We start from the raw sequence: 15,564 nt of genomic DNA, 5'->3' as shown, positions 1-15,564 counted from the left end.
TTCCCAATATTTTTATACGTCAAGAGTACTGTAAACAGCGTTTTCTTCGATAAATTCTCGACGTGGTTCTACTCGATCACCCATGAGCATATCAAAAATCTTATCTGCTTCTGCAGCGTCATCTACTGATACACGAGCCATGAGACGATGTTCAGGATTCATAGTAGTTTCCCAAAGTTGGTGGTCATCCATCTCTCCAAGACCTTTATAACGTTGAATGGTTGGTTTAGAACGACCTTCGCTATAGCGAGCTAGGGCTTCTTGTAGGCGGATTTCTTGGTCTGCTCCAGGTTGAATATACTCTTTAATCTCACTACCAACTTTGACACCGTAAATTGGTGGTTGAGCGATATAAACATAACCAGCCTCTAGAACAGGTTTCATATAACGATAAATCAGAGTTAACAAGAGAGTACGAATATGGGCGCCATCGACATCAGCATCTGTCATGATAACCAGTTTTTGATAGCGAGCTTTGCTAACATCGAACTCAGCGCCAAATCCTGTTCCCATAGCTGTGAAAAGACTGCGAATCTCCTCATTAGCAAGGATTTTATCCATAGTTGCCTTTTCAACGTTAAGGATTTTACCACGAATTGGTAAGATGGCTTGGAACTCACGATTACGTCCTGATTTTGCAGAACCTCCTGCAGAGTCTCCTTCGACGATGAAAAGTTCAGTTTCAGCTGGATTGTTTGATGAACAGTCCGCTAATTTTCCTGGAAGATTTGAAATTTCTAAACCAGATTTCTTACGTGTAACTTCACGCGCACGCTTGGCAGCAACACGCGCTTTGGCAGCCAAAATCCCTTTTTCAACGATTCGCTTAGCAATCTGTGGATTTTCCAAAAGGAAGTCAGAAAATGCATCGCTGAAGAGGCGATTGGTAATCTTCACAACTTCACTATTTCCAAGTTTGGTCTTAGTTTGTCCTTCAAACTGAGGGTTTGGATGCTTCACAGAGATAACGGCTGTCAATCCTTCACGGACATCCTCACCTGTTAGGTTATCTTCGTTATCTTTTAGAAGTTTGTTTTTACGAGCATAGTCATTAATAACACGAGTTAATGCTGTACGGAAACCTTGTTCGTGTGTCCCACCTTCATGGGTATGAATATTGTTAGCGAAACTCATGACATTTTCATGGTAACCCGTTGTATACTGCATAGCAACTTCTACTGTAATGTCATCCATTTCACCATCTGTGTAGATTGGATTTTCAAAAATAACATCCTTGTTTTCATTGATGTACTCAACGTAGCTCGCAATCCCACCTTCGTAGTGATAATGTTTGGTTTGTTCAAGCCCTTCACGTTTATCCGTGATGGAGATTTGAAGACCGCGATTCAAAAAGGCTAACTCTTGAATCCGTTTATTTAATTTATCAAAGTCAAATGTCGTTGTTTCTGTAAAAATTTCTGGGTCTGGAGTAAAGTGAACGATTGTTCCTGTTTTATCCGTATCCCCGATCACCTCAAGGTCTGCAACAACATGTCCACGACGGTATTCTTGGTAGTGAATCTTTCCATTTTTATGAACGCGAACATCCAACTGAGTAGAAAGAGCATTTACAACCGATGACCCTACACCATGGAGTCCACCAGATACCTTGTATCCGCCACCGCCGAATTTACCTCCGGCGTGAAGAACAGTAAAGACTGTTTCAACGGCAGGACGTCCTGTTTTTTCTTGGATATCAACTGGAATTCCACGACCATCGTCAATAACTGTAATCGAATCATCTGGCTCAATAAAAACTTCGATATGACTAGCGAATCCAGCCAAGGCTTCGTCGATAGAGTTATCTACGATTTCCCATACTAGGTGGTGAAGACCTTCTTTGGCAGTTGAACCAATATACATCCCTGGACGCATACGAACAGCTTCCAGACCTTCCAAAACTTGAATTTGACTGGCATCATAATCTTGTGCCTGTTGGTTTTTAATATCTTCTGTCATTTTTCCCCTTTTTCTTACATGTCTATTGCTTGTTTTAAGGACACAACATCCTCAAAGAGATAGGCATCTAAGCCTGCAGCATGTCCTGCTTCTACATCAATGGCACGGTCACCAATGACTAGACCTGACGTTATATGATACTTATCACGTAAATAAATCATCGATTCAGGATCAGGTTTGCGTTTAAAACCTGAACTAGCCGTCACTACTTCTGTAAAGTAAGGAGCTATCTCAGTTTTCGCTAGAATCTCCAATACCTGATCGTTTCGATGAGAAACCAAGAAGTTACGGCCACCTTGGTCCGAAATTTCTTTCAAGAGAGCCGGGATCCCATCAAACAAAACTGGGTGTTCCAGCTCACGGGCTTCATTTTCCTTATATTTCTCAAGAAAGTTTTCAATACCTGGAGCATATTTTTCGATAGCAAAGGCAGTCGAAACCTTCAAAGCTTCGTAAACACTATCGTGTTCCTGCTCAATCCCGAACTCTGCTAATGTTTCTACAAAAGCTGCTGTAGAAGTTTCATAATTATCAAGCAGGGTTCCACCTAAATCCCAGATGTAATCGTGATATTTCATACCCTTCATTATACCATTTTTTTATAAAAAAAGCGATGTTTACCTTGGTTTTTGCCATTAAAAAAGAGAAGAATCTTCTCAAGTAAGAGAGATCCTTCTCAGTTTCTTTATTATTTTCCAAATACGTCTGTATAGAGCATGCCATTTCTTAGAGATTCCGCATCTCCGCCAAGCGTATCAACTAAGTGATAGGCAAAAGCCAAAGCTGTTGCTGGACCACGGCTAGTGATAACATTCCCATCCACTACTACTGTTTCTTTATGGTAGTGACCGTTAGCAATTTGTTCCTGGACTCCATCATAGCAGGTGAAGTTTCTACCTTCTAGTAGACCTGCCTGATTCAAAGCAATTGGAGACGCACAGATGGCTGCTACCTTTTTACCGATTTTCTCAAATTTTTGAAGTTCAGTGATCAATTGTTCATTGTCCCGCAAGTGGGCAGAACCAGGCATACCTCCTGGAAGGACAATCATGTCATACTCTGATAAATTACCATCAAACACTCGATCGGCTTGAACTTGAATGGCATGTGAACCTGTCACTGTATCTTCAAATCCTACCATATGGCAGGTGATATTTGCGCGGCGCAAGACGTCTACGACAGTCAAGGCTTCAATTTCTTCAAAGCCATTTGCTAGGATAACTGCAACTTTTGGCATAGCGACCTCCTTATTTCACTTTCTTCAGTACAACTTTTTTACGTTTGAATCTTGTTCGGCCACTCTTTTCATCAGCCAAATGGGTTTGGTAGCTCATCGATAACAGCAAACCGACACCAATTAGATTACTGATAATAGCGGAACCCCCTTGAGAAATAAAGGGTAAAGGAATCCCTGTCAGAGGAAGAAGACCAGTAACCGCACCAATATTTTCAAAGATATGGAACAAGAGCATCATGATAAATCCAGTTGAAATGTAGGTATAAAATTGATTATTGGATTTTAGGGTAATCTTTAACATGCGATAGATGAGCAGTAGGTATAGTGCAACCACTACAACTGAACCAATAAATCCAAAGTCTTCCGCAATTACTGTGAAAATCATATCACTCTCGCGGACTGGAATAAGGAGATTAGACACATTAAAGCCTTGACCAAAAATTCCACCGCTACCAATCGCAATTTGACCCTGCGCCTGTTGATAGGTAGTCGTTTGGGCATAATCAAAGGGATTGAGCCAAGCTAGGATACGATTTATCTGATAAGTTGGCATCCCAATCTGATGCATAAAGGCACGCCCGTCTTTTGTGATAAAGATTGCTAGGAAGCCTGCAATCGCCGATACAACTGCGACAAAAATTGGAATAATAATCTTCCAAGAAACACCAGACAATAAGACAAGTCCTGCAAAGATTGCGACAAAAACCATAGCTGTCCCAAGGTCACTTTGCAAGGCTAGTAAAACCATAACTGGCATCGTGAAAACGATCATCCACAAAATCAATAGAAAATCTAGGCCAATCGTTCGTTCTTTGTCTTTATGTTTCTTGGTAAAGGTTACGATAACGTATGCCAACATCAAAATATAGGATATCTTCATGAATTCGGAAGGTTGAAAGAGTGTATAACCACCGATTGACACCCAGTTTTTCGCACCAGTTGCAGCTACTAAACTCGGGTTGTAGAAGACTAAAGGCAAGATCATCAAGGCTAGACCGAGTCCATATAAATAAGGTGTGGACTGCCAGAGAAATTTTGTGTTAAAAAACATGACTATGAAGCTAAAAACAATTCCTAGCGATATCCAAGCCAGTTGTTGTCCAAGTATGGGCCAAACATTGTTTGGGTAGTCATGACTAACTGCTATATAAATAGCTACAACTCCAATCACCAACAAACAAAATACTGGTAATATTAAACTATAATCGACCCTAGAGTCGAGAGAACGTTTCATAAAAGGCCTCCTTCATTCTTTCAGGTATTCATTTCATTGTTTATTTAAAAATTCTTGAACTTTTGAGAATGCTTGCTCTCGGCTAATGACTCTAACACGATTGCTTCGAGCCAAAGACTTGCTGATTTGCTTACCATAGCGTTTACTTGCCATGCGACTATCTAGAATCAGAACTGCAGAGCGTTGCCCCACTCGACGCATGGTTCTTCCAATCGCTTGCTTGAGGCGAATAATAGCCATAGGAAGCTGATAATCGTAAAAAGGATTCTTCCCTTCCAAACGAAGTTCTTGATTCATCTTTTTAGTAAAGGGATCTTCTGGATTTTGGAAAGGCAAACGAGTCACCACTTCAATCACTCGAGGATGTCTTGAAAAATCGACACCTTCCCAAAAACTTCCCGCACCAAGCAAGAGCTCACGCTCGCCTCTTTCAAAGCGTTTTTTCAATTGGGCAGGTTCACCGTGCTTGTACTGGGCCAGATGGGGAACCCTCAAAGCATCTGAAACTTGCAACAATAAATCTTTTGCAGTAAATAAGACTAGAATGGGTTCTTCAAGCTGGAATAATTCTTCTAGAACTTCTCCAATAGCTTGTGCATATTCCTCGGATGAAATTTCTGTCACCAACGGAAAATCATTCACCAACAAGATTTCCTGATTTTCCTGAAACTGTTCGTCCATGCAGTAAAAGGCAGCTTGAGGAAAACCTAACAATTCTGGTAAAGAAACCCTACTACTAATTTCAAGGGTTGCAGAGATTCCTAAAAGTTGACAGGATTCTGGGAAAATCTGAGAAAAGAGCAAACGATGATTGCGACTAGAAGTGATTTCAACCTTCTTATTAGACACATCTGAAGTCGATAACCAAAATTCTCCCTCAGATGTTAAAAATCTCTGATAGTCTTTAAATTCTGGTAAATTCAACTCAGAAAAATCTTGGCGGAGCTTGTCAATGCTACTAGCTGGACACATCCTACGTTTACCAGATAAGAACTGATCGAGTAGGTAAGAAACTTCAAAACCAATACTTTCTAGCAAGCGTCTTTGAAGCATACCTTCTTCCCTCAATAGAGCTTGATCTAGTTGCTCCACCAAATCTGTTAGCAAATAAGATTTTCGAGAAAGATTTTCCAATGTCAACAAGATTTTCTGGGCTTCATCTAAAATCAAGAGACGCCCTTCTAAGAGACTAGGATCATCTTCAAGTCGAGTAACGAGGTAAGCATGATTGGTCACAAGCAACTTGCAAGAACGAGCCTTGTCCTGACCTCGTTTCCAAAAATCCTCTAGCCAAAAGAGAGAGTCTTTGTGAAGGTTGCCATCATGAACCAAGTTCGGTAAAAACTGCTGGTAGCGATATAGCTGACCAATCTCGTCTAAATCTCCTGTATCTGTCTCTGTCAACCAAACTAGAAGTTGCATCTTGAAACGAGTATACAAACGATTGGACTCTTCTTCCTCTAGCGCTGCATGAAAGGCATCTAGCTTCAAGTAATTCTGAGGACCTTTAAGACTATGAATAGAGATATGGAAAATCTCTTCTAGTTTTTTAGCCTCCTCTTGCATCACCTGATTTTGAAGGATTTTAGTCGGAACACTGAGTAGGATTCCCTCTTCATTCTCAAGTGACAAGGCCGGCAGCAGGTAACCATAGGTTTTCCCAATTCCTGTTTGAGCCTGAATAAAGGAAATGGCTTCCCCTTGTAAAAACTCTTGAACCTTTTGGGCAAATTCTTCTTGTTGACTTCTCTCCTCCAAACCTAGCAAGGCAATATTAGTTTGGAAATCTCTTGAGAGTTTGCGTGGAGAAAGGACTGGCTTTTCTTTTCTTAAGAATAAGCCTTGCACTTCTACCAAATCATGCTCAACGAGAAGAGACTGCTTCTGATAAACCTCCTCGATGACTAGGTAAGATTCATAGAGTAAACTGTCTGATAAACTCAATAAGCGCTCCAACAACCCTTTTGGCAGTCCAAACATCTTTTGTCTCATACAAAGAAAGAGTTCTGCTGTTGCTTGGGCATCAGATAGAGCTGAATGGGCTTGCTCTAGAGGAATCCCCAACTCTTGGCAAAGAATGCCGAGATTATACTTCTCAAGCTGAGGGTAAAATACTTGAGCCAACTCAACTGTATCGATACGAGGCGTTCGCAATTCATAACCCTCAAAAAAGAGGAACTCTGCCAACAAATTAGCATCGAATTGAACATTGTGCGCAACAAAAATACCGTCTTTGACCAGTTCAAAAATTTTTTCAGCCACCTGAGAAAACTCTGGAGCCTTTGCCAAACGTTTATCAGTCAAACCCGTTAATTCTTTGATATGAGAATCCAAGTGTTCATGAGGGTTGACATCAGTCGCATACTGCTCAACAATCTCACCATCTTCAATGACTACAATTCCCACTTGGATGATTTTTGCCTTGCTTCCGGTACTTGTAGCTTCTAAATCAACAACCACATACCGATTATTTCTAAAATTCATCACTAAAAATTATATCAAAATTTGCACCATTTGACACCCCTGAACTTTATTTGAAGAGTCAAGTTTCTTGCAAGATTCGAAAAAAAATGATTGAATAGAATTGTAGAGAAGGAGGGACATCATGAACCCATTAGATTTGTTTAATCAAGTAAAGGAACTCGTTGAGAACAAAGATTTTTCTGCAGCAAAAACATTTGTTGAAGAAAACAAGGATCAACTCGGTGAGTACCTTAGCCAAGCTCAAGCTTTGGTTTCAGGTTCAGAAGGACTTGACGGTCTTGTAGATAAGGTCAAAGGCCTCTTCTAATAGTCAAAAGACACCTATTATTTTCAGGTGTCTTTTTGTATTTTTTTCATGAATGCAGGAATCTGTTGACTAATCGTGGTTGGTAGAACTACAAAGTTGTCCTCAGCTAATTCTTGAGCAATTGCTGAGTGCAGATATGTTGCTACAGTGACCCTGTCATAGAGGCTAACTTGAGGAAATTGACCAGCAAAGCCAGCAATCATCCCAGCCAAGGTATCTCCCATGCCCCCAGTTGCCTGATAGGGACCTCCTACACTTAGCTGATAAAAATCTGCATGCCCGGCCTGCCAAATTCGAGTATCAGGACCTTTTTGAACTAGAATCGTTCCTGAAGAAAATCTCTTCAAAGTCTCTCCTGTTTCCTCAGTTCCTTGGGAATCCAAATCTAAGCCCGACAAGACTTGCCATTCCCTTTGGTGTGGAGTTAAAACAAGCTGAGCCTTAGGAAATTTCATTCCCGTCTTAGCAAAAATGGATAGGGCGCCACCATCCAGTATGAGGGTCTGGTCTTGATTTGAATGATGAAAGACTGTTTGGAGAAGCTCTTCTCCACGCTCATCATCCACTAGTCCAGGTCCGACCAAGACAATATTAGCCTTCTGAAACTGTTGCTCCAGTAATTGCTTATCACCAAGGTCAAAAGCCATAGCCTCCGGCAGATGGCTATGCAGAGCTGGAATATTCTCTTTATCCGTTGCTACTGTCACCAAGCCTGCACCGCTTCTAACCGCCCCTAAAGCAGCCATAATAATCGCTCCCCCATAAGGATACGTTCCTCCAATCAAGAGAAGACGACCGTAGTCTCCCTTATGACTAGAAAGAGGACGCTCAATGATTACTTTTTTCAGTAGAGCCTGATCAATGACTTTCATAATTTACTCCTTCATGCTTTCTCTTACTTTCATTATACACCTCACTACCCAATTAATAAAGGAGAAGACTATATAGTCTTCTCCTTTTTTTTAATAATCAGCCTTTTGAGAATAGTGAGTTATGAATCATTATTCTTCCTTGCGTTTCCCATTTAGGAATGCTGCTGATAAGGCTAGACTGAGACCTGCTAGGAAAATAGCTGTATCTGATTGACTTTCCCCAGTTTCTGGAAGTCTTGCTGAGTCTGCTTTTTCCGAAGCATTTCCAAGAACTTGTGAACCCTGAGTCTGCTCAGCAGAAGCCTGAGTTTCTGAAGGTTTATCAGATAAACCTCGAATATCTGCAACAGGTTTGTCGATTGTTGGAGCCACTTGGTCTCCTGCGGTTCCTAGAGTTCCTGTATATTCTGGGAGTTCGTTCTTGTCTGCTTGCACAGCATTGACTCCACCCTTGAATTCAGGCACTTCATTTTTAGCAGCTTCAACCCAATTAGCTCCGCCCTTGAACTCTGGTACTTCATTTTTAGCGGCTTCGACCCAATTAGCTCCGCCTTTAAACTCTGGAACTTCAACAATTGGGGCTGCTTGGTCTCCTGCAGTACCGATAGAGTTGCTATATTCTGGGACTTCTACTATTGGGGCTGGCTCCTCACCTACAGTTCCAATAGGGTCCGTATACTCTGGAACTTCAAGAACTGGAGCAGGATCGTCACCCTTGCTACTTGTAACAATTGCTTTCACTCCTACTTCAACAATTTGATCTTTTGCATCTCTTGTTTCAGTATGAACAACCTTACGACTTGTTCCTAATACTTCGACGTAGTCTACCTTTTCTCCATTTTGACCTTCTGAGACGATACGCCGTTCATCTTTGGCTAAGTCACTATTCTCACGAATAATTTCCTTGAATGGAATGACAGCTTTCTCAACTTCTAGACTTGGACGGTCTAAAACAAGAGCTTGATCATCCACTGCATGACTAGCTTCTGAACCAGCTTCAAAGTGAAGTCGATATTCTTTCACAAGACTACCATCTTTAGCAAGGAGTCGAACAAGTGTTGGAAGATTGCCTTGATTTGACTCAACGACAGTCGCTACACCGTGACCGCTTGTTTGGACAGTCACCTCTGGTTTCGCTCCATTAGCAGTTAATCGATATTCTGAAACCGCAGGATCAAAGTTTTCCAATGCTTTTCCTGCAACTGAAATGGTCACTGCAGGTGTTTCTGAATCACTGGCTTTGGCTGGAGAATAGGCACTAAACTCAACCATTGCGAGACCATTAGTGGTTGATTTGCGAGTCATACGTGCGCGAATAGCGGTTGTCTGAATCGGATCAAAGGTAAATTCAATTGGTTTACCAGCCTCGATTGCTCCAGATGCCTTATAAGGAATTTCTTGCCAATTTTCTGCCTTGTTAAACGGATGATCAGCATTTTCTTCATAACGTGAAATGGTGCTTGGTTCAGAATAAGTTGGTCCAACATATCTTTCGAGTACCATTGTCGCTGGTGCATCTGTTCCACTGTCTTTGAAGAACTGAATTGCTACTTTTCCTACAGAGCGAGGTGTAATCTGACCATTCTTCTTAAAGAGAACTCCTACCGACACTTCCTGATCTTTTGGAGTACGAGACCAGTTAGTCCAACGTCCATCCTCATTAAATCGCCCATCGTTGATATAGAAGATTCTATCATTAGAAGCGGCATCGGTATCGTTTGTAGTAGAGGCAAAGGCTTTAGAGTCGGTCGCATTATTGCTTGCGTTCTCAGAGATAACTTGATTTCCTCTTGCCAAAACGGTTACTTGAATCTTAGTTGTCAAGTCTGTTCCTAGGATATGACCAAGCACTTCAAAGGTGCCTTCCTGGTCTGTCGTATGTTCAGGGACTGCATCCCATTCTACGGCTAGTTTATCTGTTTTCCAATCTGTTTCTGATGGATAGTAGACTGTCACTTCTGTAGGTAATTGAAGCTTATCGCCAACACTCAATGTCATGGCAGCATTTTCGGCAGCTACTGGTTGCGTAGATTCTTTTTGACCATCACGGAAAATGCGGTACTCTTTCAAGATGGTTCCGTCTTCTGCCTTCAAAATGAGACGTGTTGCTCCTTCTGGGCTTGTAGCAGGAACGATTGTTACCAAACCATTGTCGCTTGCTGTTGCAGTAATCACTTTGCTAGCTTGAGGAATATGGTAGTCTGTCTTAGCTGGATTGAAATGTTCCAGCTTCTGACCGTCTACTCTAATAGAAATCTCTGAACTTGTAGCACTTGGAACCTTATTTCCCAAGATAGTGATTTCGGTCAAACCGACACCATCCGTTCCATTTGCTTTCTTCATGCGAATACGAACGGCATAGGTCTCAACCTTGTCAAACGTAAAGTGGTTAGTTTGACTTGCGGATAATTGTCCTGGTGCTTTGAGATGTTCAACCTCTTTCCAGTTGGCAGCATTGTTAAATGGATGGTTGGCATCTCCTTGAGCATGATTGACATCAGTTGGCAAATCTGGAATTTCTTGACCAACGTAGTATTCAATAACATATTCTTTTGGAAGTCCAATCGCACCATCTGTATAGAAATCAACTGAAAGATTGTCTACAAAGCGCTTGGTTAAATCGCCTGAGTTACCAAACAAGATAGATGCCCAATCATTATCTGTATTTGTTTGCCATGTTGTCCATCGATTTTTGACATCTGTATTGGCTCTTGAAACGGTCAAGTCGTTCAGAGTATTTGCCGAATCATCTCCACCAGTATTGGATACGATAGCTGCTGGCAATTGTGAACCTGTCCATTGTTTCGAAATATTATTTCCCGCAACAACCTGACTGGAAACACGAACATGAGCCTTGGTAGTTAGAGTGCTACCAACCAATTGACCTTTGATTTCAAAGATTCCTTCAGTTTGACTAAAGTTAGCTGGCACCTTATCCCAAACGACATCATTATAGACAGTTGTTCCATTAGAATGGTAGGCACGAACGTTAGCTGGTAATTGAACCGTTTCACCCTTAGGAAGAGTGAGGCTGATTTCTTCAGCAACCTGCAAACCTTCAACAGTCACATTTGCCACAGCTTCAATATCTGTACCTTCGACATGACCTTTAAGGGTAAAGCTATGATAGCCAGCGAGTTCTTTTTCATCCACCTTGTCCCAAGTTACAGCTAGCTTACGAGGCAAACCTTTGTCAAATTCTGCTCCGATTTGATCAGGTAAATTCGGTTGCTGATTGATATCTGTAGAGATTGAAACAGGATGAAGCTTAACAATTTTCTTAGCTACTTTGTTTTCTTTGATGACCACTACGGTGGCTACAGATTGTGTCTTCTCTGTTTGATGTTCAATACGAGGTGTGAGCGTCACACTACCTTTAGTGTAAAGTAGCAAGTTCTGACCATTTACCTCCAGATGCCCACCATCAGTAGAGCTAGCATCCAAGTGAATATCTGATGCTGAAAATTCAGTCTGTGAACCATCTTCGTAATGCCCAATGACATGATAAGGAAGGACTTGATCTTCTGTTGCAGTCTCTTTTCCTTCTACACTTACTTCCAAGCGTGTCAAGGCAGGGGCTTCTTTCACAAATTGAATCAAGTAAGTTTGAACCAAATCGCCCTTTTGGTCACTCAAGAATACAGAAGCCTGATAATCATTAGCTGCTGAAGCTTGTTGAACTGTTACCTGATAGCCTCTTGTCTGTGCTCCGACACTTGGAATCTCAGCACTGTAAGGAAGGGATACTCGGTAGTAGGTCTTTCCAGGCTCAAAGTTTTCAAGAGACTTATCTCCAACCGTGAGTCCTGTAACAGTGTTTTCTGTTTCCTTGTCACTTGCGATAAAGGTTGCCGTAACCTCGTAGTCATTGCCTTCCAATTTACCAGTTGCTTCAGTACGTCCACCTTCTTTTGTCAAGGCAGAAGGATCTTTCAAGGTCCAAGAAACGACATCCGCATCAACCAAGTTACCATCTGACAAAACAGCCGTTACCGTTTTATCCAAATCCTCTGTAGCTGTACCAACTGGTACAGTTGCAACTTTAGGCAACCACTTATCAAGTGCAATGACCTTAACAAGAGCTTCAGCCTTAGCTTCGAGACCTTCCACACTACCAAGAACTTTTTTCTCACCAGCACTTGTAAGGAGATCATCTGGGATTGCCCAAACCACAGCTTTTTCTTCGACACTACCATCACTATAAATAGCTGTTACAGTTTCCGGCAATTTAGGATTTTCGCTGACATCAGTAGTCGCCTTAACAGGGGCAAAAGCGACAAAATGACGGTTTTCTTTCTTACCTGAAACGGTTGTAACCGTCGCCTGATCAGAAGCTAAACCTGCAGAATCAGCATAAAGAGTAAATTTTCCTTCTTTTTCAGTAGATTTTACAATGACAACACCTTTACCATTGAAGGCTTTTCTCTGCCATGTGCCGTCTTTCTGAGCTTTATAACGTTCACGGCTAGCTTGTTCTCCATTATCCACACCAACGATCTGACCTTGCCCGTGAAGATTGAAATGAACAAGATTATTGGCAGTTGGTACAACATTGCCGTCTTCATCAACAATTTCATAATGGATATAAGACAAATCTTTACCGTCTGCAGTGATAACATGTTCTTCCTTGGTGAGACGAACTCTAGCAGGTTCTCCTGCTGTTGTTACACTGTCACGCGCAATCTCTTTACCATTTTCATCACGAGCAATAGCAGTCAAGGTGCCTGGTTTATATTCCACCAACCACTCAAGATACAATTCACCAGGGTTTGCACCTTCATGATAAGGTCGACCATCCGCAGTAGTTTTCTTAGTAAATTCTTTCTTGCCAAGGGACTCGTTGTTCAAGAACAATTCTACGCTAGCAGCGTTTGAGAAGGTCCGAACTGGAACCTTGCCATTGATAAGCATATTACGTTCCTTGAGCGTTTCTTCTGTCCAATTCCAGTGAGGCATGATACGAACAGTTGGTTTTTCTTTGGCACTATACCATTCACTGCGGTAAAGGTAAAAATCATTCTTAGGCAAGCCTGCTGTATCAATGATACCAAAGTAAGAGCTTTTCACTGGTGTATGATCTTGGTTATGCCAAGGTGTAGGCTCACCAATATAGTCGAAACCAGTCCAGATGAACTGACCTGCATAGCCAGCACGATCACGGTCAAAGGTCCAAGATTCAGTAGCTGTTCTACCCCAGGCTACACGGTCATTACCATAGTCAGATTGTTCATAATGACGATTTGGACGATTATCGTGATAGAGATTTTTAGCAGGATAAAAGTAGGAATCACGTGTTCGAGTTGCTGAGGAAGTTTCAGAACCGTAAATCAACCAATCTGGATGAGCTTTACGAACAGCATCGTAAAAACGCTCTCCATAGTTCATACCTACAGCATCCATGATTGCTGCTAATTTTAAGAACAAGCCTGTAGAAGCACGACTGAATTTATTTTCACCCATAGTCACATAGCGCTCTGTATCGATTGCTTTGATAACAGCTTTCAAACGCTTGGCTGTTTCTAGTGAACGTTCTCCACCATCTGCTTCATCCACTTCATTACCGAGTGACCACATGATGATTGAAGGATTATTTTTATCTCGTTCAACCATGGTTCTCAGATCAAAATCAGACCACTTCTCACCCTTTTTGGCTTCTGGATGAGTTGCATCTTGGTCAAAGAAACGTCCATAGTCATACGTTTTCTTACCACGATACCAAGTATCAAAGGCTTCTTCTTGCACCAAAAGTCCTAGACTAGCAGCAGCATCTAGCAACTGTGGACTTGCTGGATTGTGAGTCGTACGGATAGAGTTAACTCCCATATCTTTCAGGAGTTTTAATTTACGGTAGGTTGCCTTATAGTTTTCTTCTGCCCCCAAGGCACCATTATCATGGTGGATACTAACCCCGTGGAATTTCATTCTCTCACCGTTCAGAGAGAATCCCTCCTTAGCTGTCCAGTTGAAATAACGATAACCAAAAGTATCTTCTGTCACATCAACTAGCTGACCTTCATTATAAACCTTTGTTTTCAGAACATAGAGCTGAGGATGATAACTTTTGGTTGTCCAGAGAGTTGGCTTATTCACTAAGATTGTTTGCTTAAAGTCAGCTGTCTCATTTCCTGCTAGGTTCTTGGTTACAGAACGAACTAAATCTGAAACAGCCTTACCTTCCTTAGTAAAAATCTGTTGCTCCACAAATACCTTGGCTAAAGTCTTGGCAGTATTTTTGATTTTACTTTGGATTTGTGTTTCAACATTGCCATCTTTTTGTTGAGCTAATTTCGGAGTTGTAATATGATTTCCATTTTCAGCCACCTGCACCTTGTCACGGTAGCTAAGCGTCACATCACGATAGATACCACTTCCTGAGTACCAACGACTACTTGGTTGCTTATTGGTAACTTGAACAGCAATAGTATTCTCACTGCCATCTTTATTTAAAAATTCAGTGATATCATATGAAAAATGATTGTAACCACTTGGATAATGACCTACAAATTTACCATTGACATAGACCTTGGAGTCCATGTAGACACCGTCAAAGTTGATCCGAACATCCTTATCCTTAGCAGCTTCGTCTACAGTAAAGGTCTTACGATACCAGGCAGTCCCACCATTTAATTGACCACCTTCATTTCGAGCAGGAGACTTGTGATCAAAATCAAAATAGATACTCCAGTCATGAGGAAGGTTCAACTTAGACCAGTCATGAACGTCCACGTCTTTCTTAGAAAAATCACCCTGAGCATTTAATTTAAAATACCAGTCTTTATTGAAATTTTGTTTTCTTTCCTGTAAAAGTTGGTCTTCTTTTTCTTTCTCTTTGGTAACTTGAGGTAAGTCTGTTGCAGATATTTTTTCTTCCTTAGCCTTATCACTTGTTACTGGTTTATTCTGATTAGCTTCAGCAGTATGTTCTTCCAAAACTGCTGGCTTTTCAGTACTCACTTCAGCCACTATAGGTTCTTTCTCATTCACTTCAGTAGCTGGTTTTTCAGTTTTTTCTTCCTTAGGGCTAACTACTTCCGCTTCCTTTTTTTCCTTAGGACTGGTTTCCTCAGTTACTTTATCTTCAGTTACTGGTTTTGCTGCTTCATCCGTATCTTTTTCTTCTTTTTCGGTAGCGGAATCTTGTGGGCCATTTTGCTCAGCTTTTGCAATAGCTGCAGCTAGATCATCTGGAAGTTTATCCAAAGGTTGAACTTGATGAATTGTTTCTTCAGTGGTACTTGACGTTTCAGTTTCAGCTGCTTGTGCTACCCGAAGACCAAATATACTAGCTCCAATCATAACCGAAGCCGCACCAATAGCAAATTTACGAATACTAAAATGACACCGTTTTTCAAAAAATCTCTTATCCATTATGGTTCCTTTCTAAGTTTTAGTAAGCGATTACATTTCTCCTCAAAAAATAAACCTCCCTCCAGACGCTTACTTATTTTTGCATATACATATTGATGCTTTT

The 15,564-nt window shown here is 41.3% G+C and carries 8 protein-coding genes; 1 reads left to right on the top strand and 7 read right to left on the bottom strand.

Annotated features, from left to right (window positions below; translation table 11 throughout):
• Positions 1 to 12: 12 nt before the first annotated feature.
• The 5 genes from gyrB to K1I61_RS00885 form a co-directional block, all read right to left on the bottom strand.
• Positions 13 to 1,959, bottom strand: a complete 1,947-nt coding sequence (gene gyrB, locus K1I61_RS00905) for a DNA topoisomerase (ATP-hydrolyzing) subunit B (protein ID WP_006152509.1) — start codon at positions 1,957 to 1,959, stop codon at positions 13 to 15.
• Positions 1,960 to 1,973: 14 nt separating this feature from the next.
• Positions 1,974 to 2,537 carry an HAD family hydrolase gene (locus tag K1I61_RS00900; protein ID WP_317627980.1) on the bottom strand — a complete coding sequence of 188 codons (564 nt, stop codon included), beginning with the start codon at positions 2,535 to 2,537 and terminating at the stop codon, positions 1,974 to 1,976.
• A gap of 110 nt (positions 2,538 to 2,647) precedes the next feature.
• Positions 2,648 to 3,196, bottom strand: a complete 549-nt coding sequence (locus K1I61_RS00895; protein WP_223332729.1) for a DJ-1 family glyoxalase III — start codon at positions 3,194 to 3,196, stop codon at positions 2,648 to 2,650.
• A gap of 10 nt (positions 3,197 to 3,206) precedes the next feature.
• Positions 3,207 to 4,430 (bottom strand): FtsW/RodA/SpoVE family cell cycle protein, encoded by a 1,224-nt coding sequence (locus K1I61_RS00890; protein ID WP_223332728.1) that lies wholly within the window; start codon positions 4,428 to 4,430, stop codon positions 3,207 to 3,209.
• A gap of 33 nt (positions 4,431 to 4,463) precedes the next feature.
• Entirely contained in the window at positions 4,464 to 6,914 is a 2,451-nt protein-coding gene (locus K1I61_RS00885) for a bifunctional DnaQ family exonuclease/ATP-dependent helicase (protein ID WP_223332727.1), read from the bottom strand.
• A 121-nt stretch (positions 6,915 to 7,035) separates the two neighbouring features.
• Here K1I61_RS00885 and K1I61_RS00880 point away from each other — a divergent pair, with 121 nt between their 5' ends.
• Positions 7,036 to 7,221 carry a hypothetical protein gene (locus K1I61_RS00880; RefSeq protein WP_006152486.1) on the top strand — a complete coding sequence of 62 codons (186 nt, stop codon included), beginning with the start codon at positions 7,036 to 7,038 and terminating at the stop codon, positions 7,219 to 7,221.
• A 23-nt stretch (positions 7,222 to 7,244) separates the two neighbouring features.
• Here K1I61_RS00880 and K1I61_RS00875 read toward each other — a convergent pair whose 3' ends face one another.
• Positions 7,245 to 8,093, bottom strand: coding sequence for an NAD(P)H-hydrate dehydratase (locus K1I61_RS00875; RefSeq protein WP_223332726.1), 849 nt, complete (start codon positions 8,091 to 8,093; stop codon positions 7,245 to 7,247).
• Between the two features lie 129 nt (positions 8,094 to 8,222).
• Complete coding sequence (locus K1I61_RS00870; protein WP_223332725.1) at positions 8,223 to 15,461, bottom strand: SIALI-17 repeat-containing surface protein; 7,239 nt, start codon at positions 15,459 to 15,461, stop codon at positions 8,223 to 8,225.
• Positions 15,462 to 15,564: the final 103 nt, after the last annotated feature.

It is taken from the genome of Streptococcus infantis (assembly GCF_019929665.1).
Lineage (GTDB): Bacteria > Bacillota > Bacilli > Lactobacillales > Streptococcaceae > Streptococcus > Streptococcus infantis_H.
Note: the sequence above shows the minus strand (reverse complement) of the source record. Positions and strands in the feature narration are given on the sequence as shown.

Coding starts and splice junctions, on each gene's coding strand:
- K1I61_RS00890 (WP_223332728.1), bottom strand. CDS start 4,430: ATGAAACGTTCTCTCGACTCTAGGGTCGATTATAGTTTAATATTACCA.
- K1I61_RS00880 (WP_006152486.1), top strand. CDS start 7,036: ATGAACCCATTAGATTTGTTTAATCAAGTAAAGGAACTCGTTGAGAAC.
- K1I61_RS00875 (WP_223332726.1), bottom strand. CDS start 8,093: ATGAAAGTCATTGATCAGGCTCTACTGAAAAAAGTAATCATTGAGCGT.
- K1I61_RS00870 (WP_223332725.1), bottom strand. CDS start 15,461: ATGGATAAGAGATTTTTTGAAAAACGGTGTCATTTTAGTATTCGTAAA.
- gyrB (WP_006152509.1), bottom strand. CDS start 1,959: ATGACAGAAGATATTAAAAACCAACAGGCACAAGATTATGATGCCAGT.
- K1I61_RS00885 (WP_223332727.1), bottom strand. CDS start 6,914: ATGAATTTTAGAAATAATCGGTATGTGGTTGTTGATTTAGAAGCTACA.
- K1I61_RS00895 (WP_223332729.1), bottom strand. CDS start 3,196: ATGCCAAAAGTTGCAGTTATCCTAGCAAATGGCTTTGAAGAAATTGAA.
- K1I61_RS00900 (WP_317627980.1), bottom strand. CDS start 2,537: ATGAAATATCACGATTACATCTGGGATTTAGGTGGAACCCTGCTTGAT.